Source organism: Chitinophaga sp. (genome assembly GCF_039596155.1).
GTDB lineage: Bacteria > Bacteroidota > Bacteroidia > Chitinophagales > Chitinophagaceae > Chitinophaga.
In genome coordinates this window covers 49,209-70,628 of sequence record NZ_JBCNKF010000024.1, presented here as the reverse complement: position 1 = coordinate 70,628, position 21,420 = coordinate 49,209, and the positions used below count along the sequence as shown (strand labels likewise).

Annotated in this window: 22 protein-coding genes; 12 read left to right on the top strand and 10 right to left on the bottom strand. The window is 44.4% G+C overall.

All coding sequences use genetic code 11. From position 1 onward, the window contains the following. Window positions 1–118: 118 nt before the first annotated feature. The 4 genes from ABDW33_RS21760 (at window position 119) to ABDW33_RS21745 (ending at window position 3,921) form a co-directional block, all read left to right on the top strand. Window positions 119–538, top strand: a complete 420-nt coding sequence (locus ABDW33_RS21760; protein ID WP_343692211.1) for a hypothetical protein — start codon at window positions 119–121, stop codon at window positions 536–538. Window positions 539–1,328: 790 nt separating this feature from the next. Continuing rightward, window positions 1,329–2,483 carry a hypothetical protein gene (locus ABDW33_RS21755; protein ID WP_343692210.1) on the top strand — a complete coding sequence of 385 codons (1,155 nt, stop codon included), beginning with the start codon at window positions 1,329–1,331 and terminating at the stop codon, window positions 2,481–2,483. A gap of 373 nt (window positions 2,484–2,856) precedes the next feature. After that, complete coding sequence (locus tag ABDW33_RS21750; protein WP_343692209.1) at window positions 2,857–3,399, top strand: hypothetical protein; 543 nt, start codon at window positions 2,857–2,859, stop codon at window positions 3,397–3,399. Between the two features lie 21 nt (window positions 3,400–3,420). Next, entirely contained in the window at window positions 3,421–3,921 is a 501-nt protein-coding gene (locus tag ABDW33_RS21745; protein ID WP_343692208.1) for a YkgJ family cysteine cluster protein, read from the top strand. A 13-nt stretch (window positions 3,922–3,934) separates the two neighbouring features. On the opposite strand, the gene ABDW33_RS21740 is transcribed toward ABDW33_RS21745, so the two are convergent. Then, complete coding sequence (locus ABDW33_RS21740) at window positions 3,935–5,200, bottom strand: hypothetical protein (protein ID WP_343692207.1); 1,266 nt, start codon at window positions 5,198–5,200, stop codon at window positions 3,935–3,937. A gap of 81 nt (window positions 5,201–5,281) precedes the next feature. Here ABDW33_RS21740 and ABDW33_RS21735 point away from each other — a divergent pair, with 81 nt between their 5' ends. Continuing rightward, window positions 5,282–5,629 (top strand): DUF1801 domain-containing protein, encoded by a 348-nt coding sequence (locus ABDW33_RS21735; RefSeq protein ID WP_343692206.1) that lies wholly within the window; start codon window positions 5,282–5,284, stop codon window positions 5,627–5,629. Between the two features lies 1 nt (window position 5,630). On the opposite strand, the gene ABDW33_RS21730 is transcribed toward ABDW33_RS21735, so the two are convergent. Beyond that, complete coding sequence (locus tag ABDW33_RS21730; protein WP_343692205.1) at window positions 5,631–7,463, bottom strand: family 20 glycosylhydrolase; 1,833 nt, start codon at window positions 7,461–7,463, stop codon at window positions 5,631–5,633. Between the two features lie 81 nt (window positions 7,464–7,544). Between ABDW33_RS21730 and ABDW33_RS21725 the strand changes: the two genes are divergently transcribed. Next, complete coding sequence (locus ABDW33_RS21725; RefSeq protein ID WP_343692204.1) at window positions 7,545–8,717, top strand: PAS domain S-box protein; 1,173 nt, start codon at window positions 7,545–7,547, stop codon at window positions 8,715–8,717. On the opposite strand, the gene ABDW33_RS21720 is transcribed toward ABDW33_RS21725, so the two are convergent. Continuing rightward, a complete protein-coding gene (locus tag ABDW33_RS21720) occupies window positions 8,694–9,086 on the bottom strand; it encodes a response regulator (RefSeq protein WP_343692203.1) in 393 nt (130 codons plus the stop codon). The genes ABDW33_RS21725 and ABDW33_RS21720 overlap by 24 nt on opposite strands. 29 nt (window positions 9,087–9,115) lie before the next feature. Continuing rightward, window positions 9,116–11,602, bottom strand: coding sequence for a DUF5686 family protein (locus ABDW33_RS21715; RefSeq protein ID WP_343692202.1), 2,487 nt, complete (start codon window positions 11,600–11,602; stop codon window positions 9,116–9,118). 379 nt (window positions 11,603–11,981) lie between these two features. On the opposite strand from ABDW33_RS21715, the gene ABDW33_RS21710 reads away from it, so the two are divergent. Further along, entirely contained in the window at window positions 11,982–12,569 is a 588-nt protein-coding gene (locus ABDW33_RS21710) for a phosphatase PAP2 family protein (protein WP_343692201.1), read from the top strand. Window positions 12,570–12,592: 23 nt separating this feature from the next. On the opposite strand, the gene ABDW33_RS21705 is transcribed toward ABDW33_RS21710, so the two are convergent. Then, window positions 12,593–13,003: an SRPBCC family protein gene (locus tag ABDW33_RS21705; protein WP_343692200.1), complete on the bottom strand. Its 411-nt coding sequence runs from the start codon at window positions 13,001–13,003 to the stop codon at window positions 12,593–12,595. Window positions 13,004–13,427: 424 nt separating this feature from the next. Between ABDW33_RS21705 and ABDW33_RS21700 the strand changes: the two genes are divergently transcribed. The 3 genes from ABDW33_RS21700 (at window position 13,428) to ABDW33_RS21690 (ending at window position 16,112) form a co-directional block, all read left to right on the top strand. Beyond that, entirely contained in the window at window positions 13,428–14,324 is an 897-nt protein-coding gene (locus ABDW33_RS21700) for an AraC family transcriptional regulator (RefSeq protein WP_343692199.1), read from the top strand. Between the two features lie 82 nt (window positions 14,325–14,406). Continuing rightward, window positions 14,407–15,405, top strand: coding sequence for an aldo/keto reductase (locus ABDW33_RS21695; protein ID WP_343692198.1), 999 nt, complete (start codon window positions 14,407–14,409; stop codon window positions 15,403–15,405). 134 nt (window positions 15,406–15,539) lie between these two features. Further along, window positions 15,540–16,112: a DUF2272 domain-containing protein gene (locus ABDW33_RS21690; protein WP_343692197.1), complete on the top strand. Its 573-nt coding sequence runs from the start codon at window positions 15,540–15,542 to the stop codon at window positions 16,110–16,112. 77 nt (window positions 16,113–16,189) lie between these two features. Here the strand turns inward: ABDW33_RS21690 and ABDW33_RS21685 are convergent, their stop codons facing one another. Then, window positions 16,190–17,140, bottom strand: coding sequence for a bifunctional helix-turn-helix transcriptional regulator/GNAT family N-acetyltransferase (locus ABDW33_RS21685; RefSeq protein ID WP_343692196.1), 951 nt, complete (start codon window positions 17,138–17,140; stop codon window positions 16,190–16,192). A gap of 118 nt (window positions 17,141–17,258) precedes the next feature. Between ABDW33_RS21685 and ABDW33_RS21680 the strand changes: the two genes are divergently transcribed. Then, window positions 17,259–18,035 carry a hypothetical protein gene (locus ABDW33_RS21680; protein ID WP_343692195.1) on the top strand — a complete coding sequence of 259 codons (777 nt, stop codon included), beginning with the start codon at window positions 17,259–17,261 and terminating at the stop codon, window positions 18,033–18,035. A 175-nt stretch (window positions 18,036–18,210) separates the two neighbouring features. Here the strand turns inward: ABDW33_RS21680 and ABDW33_RS21675 are convergent, their stop codons facing one another. Together ABDW33_RS21675 and ABDW33_RS21670 are read right to left on the bottom strand one after the other, a co-directional pair. Next, window positions 18,211–18,633, bottom strand: a complete 423-nt coding sequence (locus tag ABDW33_RS21675) for an OsmC family protein (protein WP_343692194.1) — start codon at window positions 18,631–18,633, stop codon at window positions 18,211–18,213. Between the two features lie 81 nt (window positions 18,634–18,714). Beyond that, the gene (locus tag ABDW33_RS21670) at window positions 18,715–19,371 is read right to left on the bottom strand and encodes a class I SAM-dependent methyltransferase (RefSeq protein WP_343692193.1); all 657 of its coding nucleotides are present in this window, start codon (window positions 19,369–19,371) and stop codon (window positions 18,715–18,717) included. Window positions 19,372–19,782: 411 nt separating this feature from the next. Between ABDW33_RS21670 and ABDW33_RS21665 the strand changes: the two genes are divergently transcribed. Continuing rightward, window positions 19,783–20,424: a hypothetical protein gene (locus tag ABDW33_RS21665; RefSeq protein WP_343692192.1), complete on the top strand. Its 642-nt coding sequence runs from the start codon at window positions 19,783–19,785 to the stop codon at window positions 20,422–20,424. Window positions 20,425–20,506: 82 nt separating this feature from the next. On the opposite strand, the gene ABDW33_RS21660 is transcribed toward ABDW33_RS21665, so the two are convergent. Both ABDW33_RS21660 and ABDW33_RS21655 read right to left on the bottom strand, forming a co-directional pair. Further along, window positions 20,507–20,749 (bottom strand): hypothetical protein, encoded by a 243-nt coding sequence (locus ABDW33_RS21660; protein WP_343692191.1) that lies wholly within the window; start codon window positions 20,747–20,749, stop codon window positions 20,507–20,509. A 20-nt stretch (window positions 20,750–20,769) separates the two neighbouring features. Further along, complete coding sequence (locus tag ABDW33_RS21655) at window positions 20,770–21,372, bottom strand: class I SAM-dependent methyltransferase (protein WP_343692190.1); 603 nt, start codon at window positions 21,370–21,372, stop codon at window positions 20,770–20,772. Between the last annotated feature and the right edge of the window lie 48 nt (window positions 21,373–21,420).

The window sequence follows — 21,420 nt, the reverse complement described above, 5'->3', positions numbered from 1 at the left end:
TTTCGTTTTAGGGCAGATTAGCCGATAAATGGGCAATCCGTGAGAAAATGCAGTTCAAAGGTTGATAAAGATGCCAATCCCCAACATTCATAGCATACTTTTTATATTCTTCCTTCTTTTGCACGCTTTAGATGCTGCTGCGCAGAAAAATGAATGCTGCAAAAATGAAATTATTCCAGCCATTGAAGAGACCAGGCAAGCAGAATCGGGAGAGATGGACTTTGTCGATACATTACAGAGAAGTGTTCGTCTTATTTTTGAAAAGCAGTTCAATGATAGTATCATTATCATGCTGGATAGCAGTATTATTTACAATGCAATGCTGGTAACCAGCACACCCGGAGCACCCCGGGCGAAGATTATTGATGTTGATTATTCCAAAATAAAAAAAACACCGCGTATAGCAATTAGGAAAGCAAATGGCGAGTGTATGTGGTTTTACCTCCAACCTGGTTACCGGGTTGCCTACATTAATTATGTGAAACAGGTAAAGGGATGGATAGTCGAATTGTCGAACATACAGCGACAATATATCTAAATATTTTAAGGCAACAGAAAGAATGCTACGTCTCTCACCCATCTCATTGCATTGCTAAACGCTTTAATCTTAGCATCAACGCCTCTGCTGCTACATGATTTTATCGGTTCTAAAAACGATCACCTGAATGATCTTTTTTAGAACCGATAGCGCACATTTCATCCCCTCTTCTTCTACAAACTCAAAAACCATTTAGTTGTTTCAACCCTCGAAGCCTCCGGGCCAATCTCCAAACGCCTTGAATAAATTTTCTGTGAAGCCCTGCCGGCAGGATAGCGCAGCTGCTCTCTCCCATCATTTGCAGCACTAAAAATAACTTCCGCGATATCTACAGGTTCCCCTGACTGTTGTATGCTGCCGAGCATCTTCTGTATCACCTCATCATACACCGGATGCGAAATCACATCGGCAGCAGTGAACACATTGGTTTTCGTCGCATGAAATAGCAGGTTCTATTCCAGGCATTACCAATCGTGTCTTGTCCAAAGAATTAAAACACCGGAGGAAAATTTACTGATCTGCAGAAATGTAATAAACGATTATCCCGTAAGGATCGAATATGCTATTACAGATTACTGTTTAACTACACAAGAAGTAGCAGCTCCACTGGAAAAATGGGGAAAAACCCATCGAAAAAAACTCCGTGGAAAACTTTAATTTACCCTTATAGAATTTACCATTTTCTGCAGATCCCCGGCGCCCATCCTTTCCCGAAATAAGACAAAAATTTCCTTACCTTGCTGTCCATTGTACTTTAGCATGTTATACCTATCACCATAAACATTCCCTAATGAAAATTATTTCCTGGACACTCATAACACTCCTTACGCTCACTGCCACCTCCGCCTTTGCCCAATACGCAGATGACAACGTAACCGTCAACGACAGCCGCAAATCCAAAGACCCATTCAAAGGAAAAAACAAAGCCCAGGATCTCGATAGCGGCAAAATCTCAAAAATCTCCCTGCCTGATCCTGATGTGAATATGGAAAACGTCTCCTCCACAGGCATAGAAATTTCCGGTATTCAAATCATCAACGAAGTCAGTGACTCCTCCGTACTGGGCTATGTACAAACCGGCATGTTCAATAGATGGAAACCCGCCGGGTTTGACAAACCTTTTACTGACTATCTGCAATCATACGTAGACCAGCACTATAGATCCATCTTTAAAAAAGAGGCCCCGCAATTACTGATCGTAGTGCAGGAAATCCGGATCGGCGAGCGCACCTTCAGCATGAGTGAACGCGGCTTCTGCCAGTTAAAGGCCATCACTTTTACCGGAGACGGGAACGGTAAATTCAAACAGATCACCACCCTGGACACGATCCTTACCAGAGGCGGGTTGGACGTTACCCACAAACATGGCGAAAACATAGCCGCTGCATTGCACCTCCTGCTGGTAAAATCTGGCAAAGCGACACAGGCTGGCAATACTGCCTATACCATAGCCGAAATCAGGAAAGATGCCGCCAGGCGCTACAATGTACCCGGCCTGCAGGCAAAAGAACATCCGGACGGCATCTACCTGACCTTCCAGGAATTTATTGATGACCGGCCCTCCATTACTAATTTCGAATTCACAACCAATAGCGACAGAGTCACACAATTCTATCAAAAAGATAGTAGCGGAAAAATCCTCTATATCGATAAATTCTGGGGCGTACGTAAAAGCGGGGCGCTACTCAAACAACATTATGATGCGTCGCTTATTCCTATTGAACAAAAACAAAACAGTATTTACTTAGTCAATTATCTTGCGAACTCACGCCGGAATAACAATGCCCTGATCTGGAGTTCTGTAGGTGGAGGATTAATCGGAGGCGCTATTGCAGCCGGATCGATGGCGGGGACGATGCCTTTCGTGGAGAATATTCCATATATCAAAAAGAAGGAACCTTTTGCCACAAGGATTGATATTGAAACCGGAGAATTATCGTTATAATACTACTTTTTTATATTCAAGTCCCGCGCCAGCCGCGGGATTTTCTTTTTCAACATAACAGGCAATCATTACTCACCAACAGCCACATTGATCTTAAAATAGCATCTGGACTAAACGAAAGTATCCACATGCACGGCTTCTTTTTTATTAATTTTGCAAAGATTTATAACTCATCCAAACCATCCATACAATTTCATTTCTGTTACCAGCTATTGATCAGCAAGACCTTATTTGCCCAGATCTCATTGATATCAAACAAAAGTGAAATTGAATGTGAAGATAAATCGATAGCGGACAACAACTGTAAGGAAGCCCTCAACAATGTAAAGTATTGCCATCATGGATTTTCAACCTGCTTATTATAACACAGATCATGGATATGATTGCCAACATTCATAAGGAGCTGGCCCGGAAAAATCACGTTCCCTTTGCCAATACCTCTTTCAAACCGGCACAGAAATATGCCTTCTACAACCCTGCCAGGAAGAACAAAGACGGCAATGTCGTCATTCGCCCAGGATTAATCTTCCCTATAATGGCTTGCATGTTTTGTATCTACATTGCATGGAACATGATTATTACAAAATCATTCATCTTCCTGACCATTCCCATTACATTAGTAATAGGGATTGTCACCTTTACGTTTTCTTTTTACCTGCGGAAATTTTCAATCACGATCAATCATGATGGAATCAATTTCAGAGGAACAGAATATCACTGGGAGAACTATACTGATGCCTATATTTTCATAACTGGTAATAGAGGTGCATGGTACCTGGTACTAATTGAAGCCAAAGGAAATTTCACCCCTCTAAGGTTGCTGCCTTTTGATGAAATTGAGATAATATGTACCGCCATCAGGGATTTTCAACCTAAAGTCTCTAATGAATCATTACCCGCCAAACAACAGGATTAAAATTTTCCCTACCTTCACAACTTGAAACTGACCACCACACTTACCGAAATCGCGCACGCTGCCGAAGAAAAAGAAGCTGAAAACCTCGCCTTCCGCTCATTTGTGCAATCACATGACTCAAACGAGATTGATGAGCTTGTCCGGGAACTGGATGCCCTCGTGACCCCACAAATAGACTGCACCGTATGTGGCAACTGCTGCCGCAACCTCATGATCAATGTCACCGAAGAAGAAGTAACCTCCCTCGCCACTCACCTCCACACATCGAATACCGAACTGAAGAAAAAATATATCGAAACAGGCGCCGGCAACGACATGATGATTGTCAACACCATCCCCTGCCACTTCCTGCATGAAAACCGCTGTAACATCTACGAACACCGTTTCGCCGGCTGTCGTGAATTCCCTGCTTTGCACCTGCCAAAATTCAATAAACGACTCTTTACCACCTTTACCCATTACAGCACCTGCCTCATTATTTACAATGTAGTTGAAGAAATGAAAAAACGGCTCTCATTCTAAACTACCTATTCAGCTAGAATGCCTCGTTCAACCCCAAAAAGAACCCTCTCGCCCCAAACTTACCCCACGCGTAATCCAGGCACAGATTCGTTCTCGTCAGCTTATTAAACAATACCCGCAAACCAGCCCCTCCACCCGGCTGCCATACCTGGAATAACTTAGTCCCCGAGGCATCATTCGCCGTCTGCACATGGAAAAACGCCACTCCACTCAAAAACTTATTCCTCAATATGGGAAACCGGTACTCTACCTCTGAATAATTATACTGTGTTCCTTTGAAATATCCCACCGTATACCCTCTCCCACTCCTGAACGACGGATCCTTTCCAGTTCCCGGTAGTTCCAGGTAAGGCACATTCCCCGCTATCAGATAAGATCCCCAGTTCCAGAAAGCGACCACATGCTCCGGATTCCGATGCGATAAACTGAAGTATTTTCTAAAATCTGATGTAAACTGCAATGCGTTCCGCGTACTCGCCAGCCAGGTCTGATTCCACCGGAATCCCGCATCGATATAAATTCCTTTATAAGCCCTGTTCTGGTTATCACGCGTTGTATACTGCACATTGAACAACAACCCGTTTGCCATATAATGATCCCTGTGAAATCCATGCCTGTCACTATAAATATCATACGGAGTGTTCCCCGAGGTATCCGTTTCCGTCAGCTTCCTCCGGATATCAAACGATACCCCTGCCCCTAAAAACAGATGCGGTACCACTTCTTTATACACCTTCTCCCTGAAGTTATAAAACTGTGCATGCAATCCCCGGGGCTTTCTGCCGGGGTTCGCCAGCTGCTTATCGGTTGCACTCCCTTCCGGATCGATCCCTATTCCCAAACCATAATCCGGCGTCACTGTCTTGGCAGCTACCAGGTTACCCTGGAAATTCCATTTATTCCCCGGTGTGTAGATATTATGGCTGATGTAGAAATAAATGATCCCCTTTGTCGTAATAGATGCCGATGTAGCACCTACCGACAACAATGTATTCGGATCATTTCCCAGCTTACGACCCGCCACAGCTTTGATCCCTATCTGCGAGCCGATACTCGGGTTAGAAGCCACATTGGGAACGACTATAATACCCGAAGGCTTCTTGCCAGGATCCCTGCGCACATGAAAGATATCCCTGACGAGATCGGTGAAGTCAAATTGCGTTTCCAGTCGTTCTGCCACAACCGGGTTGTTGACATGCACCTGAGAAGAATCACCCTTCAGCGTATCAGCAGCAGGTGCCGGCACCTGGCTAAAGGCAGGTGCGCAATATATGGCCAAAATTAACAGAAACAGGCCCTTCAATAAAGCGGTTTTGTAACGAGGTAACATTAAATTAGCGGAAACAAATTTTAAACCAACATGACTGTCGATTCCTACATTGCATCGTTTCCGGCAGACGTACAAACCCTGCTGCAACAGGTAAGAAAGACGATACAACAGGCTGCTCCCGGGGCTACGGAAGCTATTAAATATGGCATCCCTACTTTTATACTAAATGGTAATCTGGTGCATTTTGCGGCATTTAAGCACCATATTGGGTTCTACCCTGCCCCCACGGGCATCAAAGCGTTTGAGCAGGAATTATCGCCTTATAAACAGGGAAAGGGGTCGATCCAGTTTCCTTTTGATCAACCCCTTCCCCTGGAACTCATTAATAAAATTGTTATTTATCGTGTAAAACAGAACGCTGACAAAAAAAAGCGATAACCTACCCCTTCTTCAGTTCACTCACCGGAATCGTCAGTATCCGGCCTACCTGCCTGCCATTTTTATAACTCACAATCCGCAGCGTCACGGCATCTTCCGGCAGCGTGAAAGGAGTCTTGTACAAGGGGGACTTTGTATCAGGGAATGAATTATCAACACTGTAATGTGTTTCCAATCCATCTATTTCAGGCACAAATGTGCATTGCAAAGCACTGTCCTGCACATATTTCACCGTTACATCGGGCTCATACATACTAGGAGCATAAGTAATAGTATCCACGTCAAATAATTGCATATGCTGCGCTACTTTTTCTACAAAACGCGGCCAGTCCTTCTTTGAAGCCGGGCTCCACAAACGCTCTGCCACCGCCAGTCCACGTGGCCAGGTCATATATTCTACCTTACTAAAATCGAAAACCTGCTCTGTCCACAGGTTCGCCTGTCCCCCTAATATATACTTCGGATCCACACCTGCCGGTACCGGGCTAAAATCATATACTTTCTTCAATCGCAGCGATTCATACACCTTCGCTTCCATGTACTTGTTTCCCTGCACGTAGTCAATGTACACATAGTTATTCGGCGTCATCACTACCTGGTGTTTCAGGCGGGCAGCTTCTATTCCTCCTTTCTCTCCTCTCCAGCTCATCACTGTTGCATTTGGTGCCACACCACCTTCCAGGATCTCATCCCATCCTATCAGCTTCCTACCCTTGGATGCAACAATCCCTTCTACCTTCTTCTCAAAATAAGCCTGTACTTCTTCATAGTTTTTCAGCTTTTCTTTCTGCATCAGCGCTGTGACATTCGGATCTTTTTGCCAATAGTTCTTCGCACATTCATCTCCACCTACATGGATATAACCAAATGGAAACAACCCCGCTACTTCTCCGAATACCTTGTCCAGGAATTTATATACTTCCGGTTTAGCCGGGTTCAGTGTATTATCATACCTTGCTACAATGCCATGACTCGTCCAGTCCATAAAACCTTTCTCGCCGGAATAAACCTTGTAATTCACCGCCTCTTTTGTACCTGACAACTCCGGATAGGCTACAACAGCAGCCATTGAGTGACCGGGAATATCTATTTCAGGCAGGATATCCATGTAATGATCCTTTGCATATTGCACGATCTCCTTAATATCCTGCTGGGTATAAAATCCGCCATAATTATACTTCGCATCTTTACCTGGTGCTGAAAACTCACCGTAATACCCATACTTTTCCACACCCCATGCACCTACTTCGGTCAACTTAGGATAACTCCTGATTTCAATTCTCCATCCTCCATCATCTGTCAGGTGCAAATGCAGCACATTAAATTTATAAGCTGCTATTTCATCGATGTACTGCTTCACTTCTGCTTTGGTAAAGAAGTGCCTGGCTACATCCAACATCATTCCTCTCCAACCTACCATGGGATAATCTGTGATAGTCAGGTAAGGCACTTCGGGCGCAGTCAGCAACTGGCGTACGGTCTGTATTCCATAGAACAATCCATTCTCCTTATTGGCAGCTATATGAATCCCTTCTTTATCTACTTCCAGCTGGTATCCTTCTGTTCCAATACGACTATCTTCTTTTGTCAACAGGGTCAGGAAAATACGTGTGTCTGCCGTAGCTGTCACTTTCCTGTTAAAATCTTTCTCCAGCTGTGTCTTCGCCAATGATAATGATGGACTGCTGAGATCTGTTTTCCAGACAATCGTGTGCCCTAACGGTAACCTGCCTTCATGGACCTGCATAGATACCGGTTCTGGAATAATACTGGGTTGTGCATGGCTGCTCATACCTAATAACAAGCCAAGCATAGTGATGCTAAGTAATTTCATACGTGAACTCTTTATCCGGATAAAATAAGAAACTATTTTTGAATATCTTATATTTGTTTCTGACGACACACGCACAATTCCATGGACACTACATCTCTTGACGACTCCGCTGCTTATGAGCGCATGGTACTGCTTGCAGAACAAAAAAACGCTGCCTTGCTGCGCAGTGAGGAACGCTATCAAAAAATGGTAGAAGAAGTCGAAGATTACGCCATCCTCCTCCTCGACAAAGATGGCCGTATAATGAACTGGAATAAAGGCGCTGAAAAGATCAAAGGCTATAAGGAAGCTGAAATCATAGGCCGCAATTTCCGCATCTTTTACCGTCCCGAAGACCAGCAACAGCAACTCCCTCAGCGACTCATTGAACAGGCCCGCTCAACCGGCAAAGCCATTCACGAAGGCTGGCGTGTACGGAAAGATGGCACCGCCTTCTGGTGTAGCGTGATCCTCACCGCCCTTCACGATGATCAGCAGAATGTAATAGGCTTCTCTAAAGTAACCCGCGACCTGACCGAGCGGAAAGTCGCTGAAGACAAAATAAAACAATACGCCAGGGAACTGGAAGCCCAGAACAGAGACCTCCAGCAATTTGCTTACGCCGCCGCCCATGATATGAAAGAACCACTTCGTAAAGTGCAGTTCTACACCTCCGCCTTACTGGAAAGCATCGGTGCCACTCTTCCTCAAAAGGAAAAGTCCTACCTCGAAAGAACTGTAGATGCCGCAAGTCGTATGCAGGGACTAATAGATGATCTGCTTACCTACACCCATATCTCCGGCGAAGTCCCCCCGTTTGAAAAGGTCACACTCGACAAAATACTGGCAGAAGTTCTCTCCCATTACCAGGATACCATCACAGAACTCAATGCTGTAATCGAAACCACTGCACTCCCTGTCCTGCCCGGTATTACCTTTCAATTGCGGCAGTTATTGGATAACCTGATCGGCAATGCACTCAAATACCACCATACAGACAGAAACCCTCATATCATTATCAGGTCTGTCATCGATGATGGCCAATACAAAATCACTATACAGGATAATGGGATTGGCTTTGAACCACAGAACAGTGAAAAGATTTTTGAAATGTTTGAACGCCTGCACGGACGCGAAAGCTACCCGGGAACCGGCATAGGACTGGCACTCTGCCAGCGTATTGTGCAAAACCATCACGGCACCATCACCGCTACAGCCCAGGTTGGCGAAGGGGCGACCTTCACGATCCTCTTACCCGCCACAAATCCGGAATAATTCCTGCACCATCGCAGTCAGTTCCGGCCTGTTGTTCGGCTTGATAAAATATTTCACAGCACCCAGCTGCTGACATAAATACATGTGCTCCGGTTGATTAGATGTACTCCATACCACTTTCGGTATCTTCACATCCTGTATTTTCTCTAACACTTCCCTCGCATTCATCACCGGCATTTTATAATCCAGTATGATCAGTGACGGCCACTCAGCAGGTGCCCGCTCAGCAAGGTAATCCAATACCTTCTGTCCATTAAAAACCGTACTAATCTGTGTATATGGTTGCTCCTGCAATATAGCCTCCATCAATAACTCCTGGTCATCCCTGTCATCGTCTGCTAACAGGAATTTAAACATTCTCTCTTCCATAGTGCGATAACTAAAATACTAATTATCACTTAAAAATCAAATTTCAACATCGCCCTGACTCCCCATGAAGGTGCCTCCGGATGAGCCAGATACGTGAAACGCTTTACCGCATCCACCCGCAGGATCCTGAATATGTTACTTATACCCACACTTCCTTCTATATATGGCCCGTTACTTAACGAATAAGTACCGGAAGGAAACAGTAGCAGTTTCCCCTCATTCTCATTCCTCACCCCGCCCCACAGGAACTTCGTATTCACAATTTCCCGCCACTTTAACCTGCGCAACAAGGGCACTTTATTAAAGAAGAATCCATTGAAGTGATGATCAATATTCATCCCTGCATAATGATCACTTACAAATTCCAGAAAGTTCATCAGGTTGTAAGACTGCAGCTGAAAAGAATAGGTCTGGTTAGCCCTGTGTATATCCAGCAAAGGGAAAGGAACCTGTCCGAATAAATAGGCACCTTCTGCACTTACATCTGTATACCCCAGCTGTGATAAGTAAAACCGCTTCGTCATATTTAATGCCACATGCTGGTAATTATACTGCCCATTTAACAAACCCTGTATCCCCTGGTTATATCGCAATGTAAATACCGGGTACTTATCCGTAATGGGTGTGCGATACAACTTACTCTGGTAAAATTGCTCATGCGGCGCATAACGCAACGTCATATTCAATTCACTCGTTTTTATTCCACTTACATTCACCTCTTCTTCATTCACCATTTTCCGGAAATACAAGCCACCGGCCGGGTGCTGGTCCCAATATTTCCATCCCAACGAATAAGAGAAATGATTCTGCCACTCATGCAGGTATTCTAACCTGAAAAAATCATTGTAGAGCATCTGGTTGCTCGTACCCCGCTTGAATGATAACAACACGTTGTTCTCCTGCACAAATTGCAGTTCCTGACCGGGAATTTTTGTGTCGTGCTGAAAACCCACCCGGATGTAGTGTTGAGGGAAAGTATAAATTGATTTATTATTCAATGAATAGGTCGCGCTCGCAAAATATTTGAAGCGCTCATCTTTCACACCATACGCCACATACCCTTCAAAGTAAATACGCCGGCTCAGTTTCTCTGTAGTTCTGCCTCCAAAGCGAGGTCGAAAACCTTCCACTGCATTGAAACTGTAGAAAGTATTCACCGGTCCTATTTCAAAGGGACCGAAATTTTTAAATCCGATCAATAAAAAGGTAGCCCAGTTTACCGCTCTCTTAAAGGAAGGCACCCGCTGCAGGCTATCCATATTCTTATACACATCCAGTGCCGGCCCCGACAAGGCAAACGGCCGGTTCGCTGCCCAATAACCGGTATCCTTCTCTACCGCATCGGCAGCTACTTCTACAGCCGGGCCCGTATAACAGGCAGCTGGTTTAACCTTATTCAGATAAAAGCTGTCTATCTTCACAATACGTTCTCCATACATTCCTTTTCCCTTCTCCCTGCTGAGCCCAAAATCTATCTTCAGCGTGCTTTCTTTTAACTGGTTTTGCCCGTCAAAAATGAGATTGGCTTCCATACGCCGTACAAAGTTGAGATTAATACGTTTATCCACCGTCAGCTCTGCCCGTGATATCGCATAAGTACTATCCAACCTGATATACAAACGACCTTCGAACAAGAGGTCTGTTTTGCTCCTGGGACTGAAATCCAACACTACCTGGTTATCTGTTGTATCGGTAATGAAATATTTATAGAACGCAGGCGCTCCACCTGCCACAGGACTCAATAACTGGTTGGTCATCACCATAATATTATTCTGATATATATCTATATCCTGGTAAAAGAAATTGAGTGTTGACGACCAACCCTTATTGTCAATAAGATTTTCGTCATATTTCACCTGTTTGCTGGCAAGAACGAACTGTTTTTGAGTATAAGGACTACGACGGTAATAATTTTCAGACAACTTTTCCTCCATATACACGGGGAGCATCCATCTACCGCCAATGGCGTTTGAATCCTGCGCTGTAAAAAGGAACTGGTAGTTCTTAAATATATGCCTGTTTCGAAAAGTATCCGACAGATGACTAAGCGCAAGCAGCATGCTTTCATATTTACGAAATTCTGCATAGTCATAATTCCCTGGCCGATTCTTTTGTTTATGTGCAATCACTTCTCTGATCAGGTCTACAGCCGGATTATTCTTATTGGAGTATTTCTGTTTTTTACCTGACCTCACCACTACCTCATTGAGGCCGTAGGTATTCTTTATCAGCGCTATGTTGATCACCTGCTGACTATCGGGTACAACGGTGACTTTAACCGTTTTATATCCCATTGCAGATACAGTGATCTGTGTAAATGGTTCGCTGGCAGTCAGCGTAAAATGACCTTTTTCGTCAGCATGTGTACCAATCGTTCTGCCTGTGATCATAATACCTGCCATTTCAAGGGGAGCATGGGTTGCGGCGTCAGTCACTGTTCCTGACACAGTCGTCTGGGCAACAGGAGAAACCGGGAAGGCAATAAATAGACAACACGATAGTATCGTACACTTCATAAGCGATAAGTTCGTTCACATACAGGAAGCCTGCTGGTCAATACTACAACTGAATCCCATAATATAGCCGGCTTATAGGCATATTGTCGAATTGTAGCGACCAGTGTTCAGATTCCCGCGATATGCCCGTAAAACGAACGCTACCGTGCAAAAAAATACATCGACGAACTTTTGGTCCTCGTCGCTAATATTAAATGATTATGAACTAAAAGAGGACATTTGAATAAATAACTACCTTACAGTCTGAATAGATCGGATAAGAAACCTACAACTAAAAACGATAAAATTAAGCTGATGCGGCCGGCACTGAACAAGACCTACATTGTTCAGCTGATCATCCGGGTTTGCCAATTGAAAATCAGTGTAAACGACTTTATTTATGGACATTTTACATTCGTTCAGGGAACTGGACAAGGTCCTCTTTATGTTTATTAATCACGATTCGGATAGTAAATTGCTGGATCCTGTTATGATGGCAATAAGAGAACCCCTCACCTGGATCCCGCTCTATGCATTTATGCTATGGTTTAGCATTACCAGATTAAAACAAGACGCATTGGTTTTTATTGTTACCACTCTTGTGGCATTTGCATTTACAGACCTGATGTGTGCCCAGCTGGTAAAACCTTTCGTGGGCAGACTACGCCCCTGCTATGATCCTGAACTGAACGGTATGGTCAGAAGCCTGGTGGGCTGCGGAGGAGCTTATTCCTTTCCTTCCAATCATGCCGCCAATCATTTTGTATTAGCAACTTACTGGTTCTATGCTATCAGGCATTACTTAGATAAAAAATGGAACTGGTTGTGGATCTGGGCAGGTGCGGTATGTTATGCGCAGGTGTACGTTGGCAAGCATTTCCCGTCTGATGTGTTAGGTGGAGCAATTATCGGTTCAATAGTCGGCGTAGCTGTTTTTCAACTTTCTCTCAGATGGCAATTCGTATATAATATTAAAAAAGCCTCCTGATCAGGAGGCCTTTTTCAATTTGCTCAGATGGATTCAGTATACTTCTTGAAGTTATCAAGAATTGCCTGCCAACCTGCTCTTTGCATCTCTTCCGGGTTCGTTTTTTCTGGTTCAAAAGTCTCATCTATATCAGTTGAGTCTCCATGACTGTGGAAATAGATATCTACTTTACGGCCATCGCCGAGGGTATAGCCAATTTTTTCATGGGGCTTTACCACATCGTAGGTACCAAAAAAATCAAATCCCATACTGCCATCTTTAGCTTCCATCCTTGAAGAAAAACGACCTCCCGGACGCAGGTCATTTGTTGCCTTGGGAGTATGCCAGTCCTCAGATGCAGTGCTCCATTTTACAATGTGTTCAGGATTACTCCAGATTTTCCACACTTTTTCTACAGGTGCATTAACCGTGGTTTTGATGGTGATCGCGCTCATGGTGTTTGATTTTTATACTACAAACTTAAGTTAAGTCATTTATTTCAATAATGGGCAAATCCGACAATTGCCAGGCATAATACGACGCCTATCTGTTGACTAAAGGGAATTGAGCAATACGAAGATGTGTACAACCATAAGGTATACTTTCTCTCGTCTACTATCTTCAACGTATATGCCAAAGGCCTCTTTCTACTGAGATACTGTTTTCATACCAGCGCTGATTATACAGGTGCATCGGTAATTCCGGTATCACCACATCCCCCTTCTTCCAGGATCTGTGTACCTCTATGACCTGGTTACCTGCCGGCTGCTGCATGCGAATAATCCTACCATGCGCAACGAGTAGCTATTTTTTAAAATAGAGAATGTTAACCGCCGGGCAATAGGTAGTACTCCTGTTTGAATTTTATAACTTTATAGTATGAAACACGTCGAAAGCATCCAGGATTTCTACAATCGCCATCCCGAAGCAACACCGCTGAGCGAAAACGGCCCTGGACATTTTAACATCTTCATGCGCCAGGCATGTGTGACCAACAGTCCATATAGCCGCCGTGACTTCTATAAGATATCGCTCATCATTGGAACCGGCAAGATCCATTATGCTGATACCTGGATCAATATTGACAGACCTGCCCTACTCTTTTCCAATCCCATGGTGCCTTATTCGTGGGAAACTGAAGACCCGGATCAGCGGGGCTGGTACTGCATTTTCACCGAATCTTTCCTGTCGCAGATAGAAAAGTTACAGGATTCTCCCCTGTTCAGTATTGGTACACCGCACCCCGTTTTCTTTCCTGAAGAAGCGCAAATTGGAGAGATCTCCAACATTTTTGAGAAAATGGTCCGGGAAATGAACAGTGAGTATGTGCATAAGTTTAGTGTACTCCGCAATTGTGTCCAGCTGCTCATTCACGAAGGTATGAAACTGACACCCGCAGGCTCATTTGAAAAACATACCAATGCCTCTACGCGTATTTCCAGTCTGTTCCTGGAATTGCTGGAAAGGCAGTTCCCCATTGATACGCCGGAAGCGGCACTGAAATTAAAGACAGCTAATGATTTTGCCCAAAGTCTCTCAGTACACGTCAATCACCTGAACCGATCCGTAAAGGAGATCACCGGCAAAACTACCACCGCCCATATCGCCGCCCGCATCACCCGCGAAGCAACCGCCCTGCTACAGCATACAGACTGGAATGTGGCAGAGATAGGGTATGCATTGGGTTTTGAATCTCCTCCTTACTTCACCAACTTCTTCCGCAAGCATGCCGGTGTATCGCCGGGTGAACTCCGGAATGGAGCCGTACTTGTTTGAAAATTATAACTTCCTGTTTGATTCCGGTAACGACCGCCTGCTCCCGTGCTCCTACCTTTGTGACTACAAAACACGCACAAATATGAAGTACAGAACCCTTGGTTATACCGGCGAACAGCTCTCCGCCACAGGACTGGGCTGCATGGGCATGAGCTTCGCTTACGGCCCCAGCAATGATACAGAAAGCATAGCCACCCTGCACAAAGCATTGGACCTCGGCATCAACTTCTGGGATACGGCAGACATGTATGGCGCTGGTACAAACGAATCTCTCATTTCAAAAGTACTAGTCCCCAACAGGGATAAAATTTTCATCGCAACTAAGTTTGGCTTTCGGTTCAGAGATGGACAGGCAGGACCGAGTGGCACTACCAACACCTTTTTTGACGGATCTCCCGCATGGATTAAAACAGCTGTGGAAAATAGCCTGAAAAGACTGGGCATAGATACGATCGACCTGTATTATGCACATCGCGTAGATCCCAATATTCCTATCGAAGAAACGGTAGGCGCAATGGCTGAACTCGTGCAGGAAGGAAAAGTACGGTATCTCGGACTAAGCGAGGCTTCTGCTGCATCCCTGAGAAAAGCAAATGCAGTGCATCCTATAGCCGCGTTACAAACAGAATACTCCATACTGACAAGAGATGTGGAAGGCGATATTCTCAATACCGCCAGGGAACTGGGTACTTCACTCGTACCTTACTCCCCCTTGTCAAGAGGGTTATTGATCAATGCCAGTGCTGATCAACTTGCAGAAGGTGATTTCAGGAAAGGACTGCCCCGCTATCAAAAAGAAAACCTGGAAAACAACGCGAAACTGGTAGCTGAATTTGCAGCACTCGCGGCAGGCAAACAATGTACACCTGCACAGCTGGCACTGGCATGGGTACTGGCACAGGGAGAAGACATCATTCCAATTCCCGGTACCAGGAGGATCAGGTACCTGGAAGAAAACGCGAAGGCAGTGGATATTGCATTGTATGCAAATGACCTGGCAGCCATCGATGCATTACTATTAAAATATCCGAACCTGGGCGAAAGATACCTGCCGGGGGCGATGAAATTAGTGAATAATTAAAGAGAAAGGCCGGAGTAATTCCGGCCTTTTTTAATGCCTTTAATAGAAAAATACAAACTAGTTGGTATTGATACAGGTACCATAAAGACCTAGTTTTACGTTTTATAGTTCATCCCCAAAAAACTTAACTGAGTATGGTTACAGAATATGTAAAAACCCTGGTAGAACTTACTAATGGTCAGTATGAAAAATACCACTTCGAAAGTGAAGACGATGTAAATTTATCCCAACAAATTAAAAATTACTGGGAGTACCTGGGACTTAGTTTTCCCGGCACAGCTGTGCCCTGGTCTGCAGTATTTATATCTTATTGCGTAAAGAGCGCCGGCGCTATCAGCCAGGAGTTCCTGTTTGCGCCTTCCCATTCCCAGTTCGTACATTTTGCCATTAAGAACGCCGAAAACAATACAGGTGTTTTTAAAGGATTCGATATCACAGCAGTACAACCTGAACTCGGCGATATCATTCAAAATAACAGGGGTGGCAATAAGTACGATTTTGCTTATGCTAAAAAACATGATGCTTATCCATCACATTCCGCCATCGTAGTTGAAAAAGGAACTGATCTGAACGGGCATTATGTAATGACCATTGGAGGTAATGAAAGTGATTCGATCAGGAAAAAGAAAGTAAGACTGAATAATGAGATGAAAATCGTTCAAAGACCCAACTCACCTTATATTTCAGTGATCAAGGATCTGAAATAATAAAATTATCATGAGGTTGTATCAACAGTAACAGCATGCTCATACCGGCAAAATACGTTTGATACAACCTCCGGTTTTTACAAGATCAGTTCCATCTGGATATTACATCTTTCATAAGGGGTAGCCCGACCTGCCACTTTTTTAAACCCTAACTTCTGGTATAATCCGATAGCAGGTTTGAGGATCGTATTACTTTCCAGGTAAAGGTTCTTCGCACCCAGGGAACGGGCTTTTTCCACAATCGCACTACCTAACTTATATCCCACACTCTTACCCTGGGCTTTGGGCGATACCGCCATCTTTGCCAACTCGTATTCATATAGGGGATCATCCATTTTGATCAGGGCACATACGCCAACAGGCACCTCGCCATCCAGTGCAACCAATATATACCCTCCCTTGTCAAGAATGTATTCGTCCGGATGGTCCAGCGCTTTGTAATCAGCTGCTTCCATCTTAAAATAAGTAGTGATCCACTCTTCATTCAGATCCCGGAAAGCCTGTTGATAAGCTGGTGTATAATCTACAATACGAATCGCATGACCTTCTCTTTGCTTCTTCGTTTCCAGTACCCTGCGGAGAAGGCTTTTTTCTTCCAGTAAATATTCCCATTCCCCGATCGCTTTCCAAAGGTCATTTGTCGTCTGCGAAGAGATTTCATCAATGGCCTGTTCCACATCCTTTAACTGATCAGCCATCCGGATGACGGTTTCCTTTCCTTTTTTAGAAAGCTGTACCAGGTTCCTGCGACCATCACTTTTATCCTTCTTTTCAGTAAGATAACCTGCTTTTACCATCTCCGCCGTGATCTTACTCACAGAAGGATGGGTGTGACCAATTTCTTTTGCAATGGCAGTGACGGTTTTGCCTTCGCCTTTGGAAAGTACGTAGAACACCGGGAACCACTTGGGTTGCATGTCTACACCATAAAGGCGATAGATCTGTGCAGCATCTTCTGTGATCTTTTCCGTGAGCAACCGGAGTCGGCTGCCAAGTGCCATTTTGCCTGCTTCTTTAAAGAATTCCATGGTTGATATAATTTACGTAACTGGTTACGTAAATGTAATAACTATTTCTTGAAATATCCTCATATATGAAAAATCTCAATAAGTTGGGGTATCTTTGCACTATCCAAACCCAGCACCTATGAAAAAATCTATCCTATCCCTGCTTCTATGCCTGCTATTTGCCGGCACCAGTCATGCAGGCTGGTATGTTTGCTATAATTTCAAAGGGAAGATCGGAGACCGTCCTATCCATCTCTCCATCCAGCTGTTGCGCGGATATGGAGATGATCCGGAAGCTATTACTGTGAAAGGGGTATATATGTACGATAACCTGAACGAGCCGATTCCCATCAATGGTATTCTCAACGAGCGTACCCATATGGTTTTAAAAGAAACCATTAATAACCAGCCGAATGCTATGATGGACTTCCTGTTTTACGGGAATAAAATGAAAGGCACCTGGATGTCCCTGAAAAACAAGATGTCGCCGGAAACCCTGGAGTTGGAAAAAACGGGGGAGCTGATCGATACAGTGGCCAGCGCAAAGATCGACCCGATTGACATTATCCAGAGTGCCAGTCTGAAAGACAAATACCTGGTGGGCGTATACAGCAAGAAGACAATTGGTAAACAAGCCGTTATGCGTAAGCTGAAGATCGTCGACAAGGTCACTAACAAGGTGACGCAGGAGATTGATTTTGAAAAAGTAAAAACTGCCAGCGGAAATGTATGGACCATTATTTATGGTAATACAATTGTGGATGATATCAATAATGATGGTAACAAAGATATTACAGTGTGGAATGACGTAGGAAAGAGAGGCGGTTACCTGTACATTATGTACGATCCGAAGAAAAAGGAGTATGTGTTAAATCCTACGCCCGAAGCAGACGAGATCACACCTGCAAAGAATTAAAAGAGAGGGATGTATTGTCATAACAACGATGTCCCGAACACCTGATAAAAACGATACTTGTTTCCCTCAGGTACCCAAACAGAAAGGGCCTGTATCAGCAAAAGATACAGGCCCTTTTTCTCTGAAAACAGGTTTCACTCCGGTGGGCGAATTCCCTCTTTCATGCATGTTTTTATTACTTATAAGTTACATTCAAAGTGATGGGTGTAGCAGCCAGCGCCTTTGAAATAGGACAATTTTCTTTTGCCCCTTTGGCAATGGCGTTGAACTGCTCTTCGCTAACACCATCAATTTTTGCAGCTACCAGGTCCAGTGTAATGCCGGTGATGCCGGGAATAGAAGGATCCAGTTCTACGGTCGCTTTCGTATCCAGGTCGCCAGCTGTAAAACCAGCCTGTGTCAGTGCGGCGCTCAGCGCCATGGTAAAACAACCTGCATGGGAAGCACCCAGCAGTTCTTCAGGATTGGTACCAGGTCCCTCAGCAAAACGGGCGTTAAAAGAATATTGTGTATTAGACAATACTGTGCTTTGGGTAGAAATATTGCCTTTACCTTCTTTTAAATTACCATTCCAATGTGCATTTGCTGTTCTTTTCATAATATCTCGTTTTTAGATTTTTTGTGTATTGTTTGATGATGTAAAATTGAAACTTTTAGGGTGCAAAAATTTTAACCTGGGTTAAAATGTCAATACTGATCCTTTCAGGTATTTCAGTTTCTGGAAGTTGTCCAACTCCTTAAAGCCTGCATCCAGCCAGAGTTGCTTGCATTGTGGATTAGCATATAAGATCTTTAACGGCCGGGGGTGCCTGATCAGGCTTTCCATTACCTGGTTGATAAACTCATCCATGATCACTTCGTCAAAAGGATTGAAGAGGAAGATCACTCCTACCTGGTCCGGGATATCGTATTTCCTGGCGTCAGCGCAAACAATATCTACTTTGCAGCCCGTATACCTGGTTTCCAGGGCAGCGGCAGTCGCCAGGGCATCTCCATAAAGTTTTGGCGAGAAATCAATCCCGGCGATGTTCCTGAAACCGTATGCGGCAGCAATGGCCAGTACCCGGCCCTTTCCACAACCCACATCCAGGAATGTTGTATTCAGCTCATGTCGCTCCACGTGATCGAGCAACCAGCTCCCTGTATAATAGTTGACAGGTTCGTACATAGATGCATGTTCCAGCTCCGCTGCCGGTAAGTGTGTCACCAGGTCATCTGTACCAATCGTCTTCACACCGTAATACTTCTCTCCCCGAATCTCATACCAGATGATAAAAAATGCCATAGTAATACCCCAGTGCCAACCGATATAAAAAAAGTAGGACAAATATTTCATTGGGCTTCTGCAAAGTTAAAAACGGGGGTTGTTCTATTGGGTCTTAATACGTGGTTTTGATTCAATTCCCGTACTGAATATAGGCATTTTTCACCAAACCTGTCAGGGTCTCATAACCGATGGCGTATTTTTCCCGGGGAGCAAATACTCAGTTATCTAACGGTGATAAGTATATTAAAAAATAAAAATGATCCTGACAGCATTTACCTGTTCAGATAACTTATGCTAAAACTGAGAATCATATCGAAACGGCTCAATCCTATTTTAAAGGATCGCCGCTCTCAGGCCGAATGAATTTTCATGGGGGAGCGCCTCGGCTCTTCAATCAAATCCCTTTACAGATAAGGATTCCAGCGGATCCTTACAGTTTGGCATCCTATTTGGCTATTGATAGGTATAAAACAACTTGTTATGAAAAAGATAGTTCTTATTACCTGTTTAGTAGCCATTGGTTCAATATACGGTTATAAGGCTGACGCACAGGTGAGGTTTAATGTGAATGTGAATATTGGCAGCCAGCCAGCGTGGGGACCTGTGGGTTACGACTATGCTGAGTATTACTACATGCCTGATATCGACGCATATTATTACGTACCTGAACGCCAGTTTATATACCTGGAAGGCAGCAGATGGGTGTTTGCACCTGCATTGCCTCCTCGCTTCCATTATGACCTGTATCGCGGTTATAAAGTGGTGGTAAATGATCCCCGTCCTTACCTGCACCCTGGTATTTGCAGGGAAAGATATGCAGGCTACAGAGGTGCATGGGGGCGTCAGGCGGTGATCAGGGATTCACGTAATCCCCGTTACTTCGCAGCACAGCCTCATAGTGGTGGCTATTATGGCGGACGTGGTTATGAAGGTGGTGGCCCGGGTTGGAACAATGGCCATGGACGTGGTCATGAAGGCGGCGGCCCTGGTTGGAACGGTGGTGGACGTGGTCATGATGAGGGTGGTCGTGGCTGGTACGGTGGTGAACATGGTCGTGACGGCGGCGGTCGCGGTTGGGATGGCGGTGGCCGTGGTGGAGATCATGGCAGACATGGTCATTAAGCAACAAACAAAGTATTTTCTCACTACTCACTATAAATCACAAGAAATAAAAGGGCCCCGACTTCTGCCGGGGCCCTGCTTATTAAATTTCTAGCAGTTCCTCTTGTCTGCGGAGATAGATACGGGTGTAACGCAGGTTCATCCATTGTACACTATCTACATCCAGAGGTGACACTCCTTCCAGTTTTTCTTCCAGTTGTTTAATGGAAATCCTGCTGGCTTCCATTTCCTTCAGGGAGGCATCTAATAACGCTTCGACTGCGTCGTCGTCTTTTGCATCTTTTAGTTGGACGATTATCTTCGACGCTAATTCTGCTGTTTTCATGTCATTAATCAATTTTTCCGTTAACGTTTTATCCACATCTTAAGAAGCATATCGTCGGAAGCGTCTACCAGCTGATAACTATCCGGCACCTCATCTCCCATACTGTAATAGGTGACTAGCCGGGTGCCTGAACCCCTTTGGTCCATTATATCCTGCATATATCGGGTATAATAATCATAAAGATTGGTAGAAAAGTCTATCTGTTGGTCAATACCATCTTCCGGTGTCAGATGTTCAAAAAATGAATTGTAAAAGTAAAAACTATCGTACTGGTCTGCGTTAAAACGGGTGAAGTTGCCCAGTATAAAATCGGCATTTTCCACCTTCAATACTTCTTTAGCGGTTCTGGCGTGCAGATACAGGTCTTCTCGTTGTTCTATTCCGTAAAAGTAAGAATTTGGATGAAAATGTGCCCCTATCAGGCAGAATTTACCGACTCCGCTACCTATATCCAGGATTCTGGTACCTGGCTTATGCGCCAGGAACGCTGCAGACGCAGTAGCGATCTGAAGCGGGGTCCAATGCCGCTTTGACAATTGTTGCATCCCTCTTGGATATATCAGGTCAAAGGCATCATCAGAAGTAAATGTTTGCGTATTTACACGCGAATCACTCGTAAGCATTCCGGAGTCAAAGGTAACCTGATTCTGTCAGGAAAAATTGCACTAATT

Excerpts from the sequence above, each read along its gene's own strand:
- ABDW33_RS21700 (WP_343692199.1), top strand. The coding sequence starts at position 13,428 with ATGAAACACGTCGAAAGCATCCAGGATTTCTACAATCGCCATCCCGAA.
- ABDW33_RS21690 (WP_343692197.1), top strand. The coding sequence starts at position 15,540 with ATGGTTACAGAATATGTAAAAACCCTGGTAGAACTTACTAATGGTCAG.
- ABDW33_RS21710 (WP_343692201.1), top strand. The coding sequence starts at position 11,982 with ATGGACATTTTACATTCGTTCAGGGAACTGGACAAGGTCCTCTTTATG.
- ABDW33_RS21680 (WP_343692195.1), top strand. The coding sequence starts at position 17,259 with ATGAAAAAATCTATCCTATCCCTGCTTCTATGCCTGCTATTTGCCGGC.
- ABDW33_RS21715 (WP_343692202.1), bottom strand. The coding sequence starts at position 11,602 with ATGAAGTGTACGATACTATCGTGTTGTCTATTTATTGCCTTCCCGGTT.
- ABDW33_RS21655 (WP_343692190.1), bottom strand. The coding sequence starts at position 21,372 with ATGCTTACGAGTGATTCGCGTGTAAATACGCAAACATTTACTTCTGAT.
- ABDW33_RS21755 (WP_343692210.1), top strand. The coding sequence starts at position 1,329 with ATGAAAATTATTTCCTGGACACTCATAACACTCCTTACGCTCACTGCC.
- ABDW33_RS21665 (WP_343692192.1), top strand. The coding sequence starts at position 19,783 with ATGAAAAAGATAGTTCTTATTACCTGTTTAGTAGCCATTGGTTCAATA.
- ABDW33_RS21685 (WP_343692196.1), bottom strand. The coding sequence starts at position 17,140 with ATGGAATTCTTTAAAGAAGCAGGCAAAATGGCACTTGGCAGCCGACTC.
- ABDW33_RS21725 (WP_343692204.1), top strand. The coding sequence starts at position 7,545 with ATGGACACTACATCTCTTGACGACTCCGCTGCTTATGAGCGCATGGTA.
- ABDW33_RS21675 (WP_343692194.1), bottom strand. The coding sequence starts at position 18,633 with ATGAAAAGAACAGCAAATGCACATTGGAATGGTAATTTAAAAGAAGGT.
- ABDW33_RS21730 (WP_343692205.1), bottom strand. The coding sequence starts at position 7,463 with ATGAAATTACTTAGCATCACTATGCTTGGCTTGTTATTAGGTATGAGC.
- ABDW33_RS21750 (WP_343692209.1), top strand. The coding sequence starts at position 2,857 with ATGGATATGATTGCCAACATTCATAAGGAGCTGGCCCGGAAAAATCAC.
- ABDW33_RS21735 (WP_343692206.1), top strand. The coding sequence starts at position 5,282 with ATGACTGTCGATTCCTACATTGCATCGTTTCCGGCAGACGTACAAACC.
- ABDW33_RS21720 (WP_343692203.1), bottom strand. The coding sequence starts at position 9,086 with ATGGAAGAGAGAATGTTTAAATTCCTGTTAGCAGACGATGACAGGGAT.
- ABDW33_RS21695 (WP_343692198.1), top strand. The coding sequence starts at position 14,407 with ATGAAGTACAGAACCCTTGGTTATACCGGCGAACAGCTCTCCGCCACA.
- ABDW33_RS21670 (WP_343692193.1), bottom strand. The coding sequence starts at position 19,371 with ATGAAATATTTGTCCTACTTTTTTTATATCGGTTGGCACTGGGGTATT.
- ABDW33_RS21660 (WP_343692191.1), bottom strand. The coding sequence starts at position 20,749 with ATGAAAACAGCAGAATTAGCGTCGAAGATAATCGTCCAACTAAAAGAT.
- ABDW33_RS21705 (WP_343692200.1), bottom strand. The coding sequence starts at position 13,003 with ATGAGCGCGATCACCATCAAAACCACGGTTAATGCACCTGTAGAAAAA.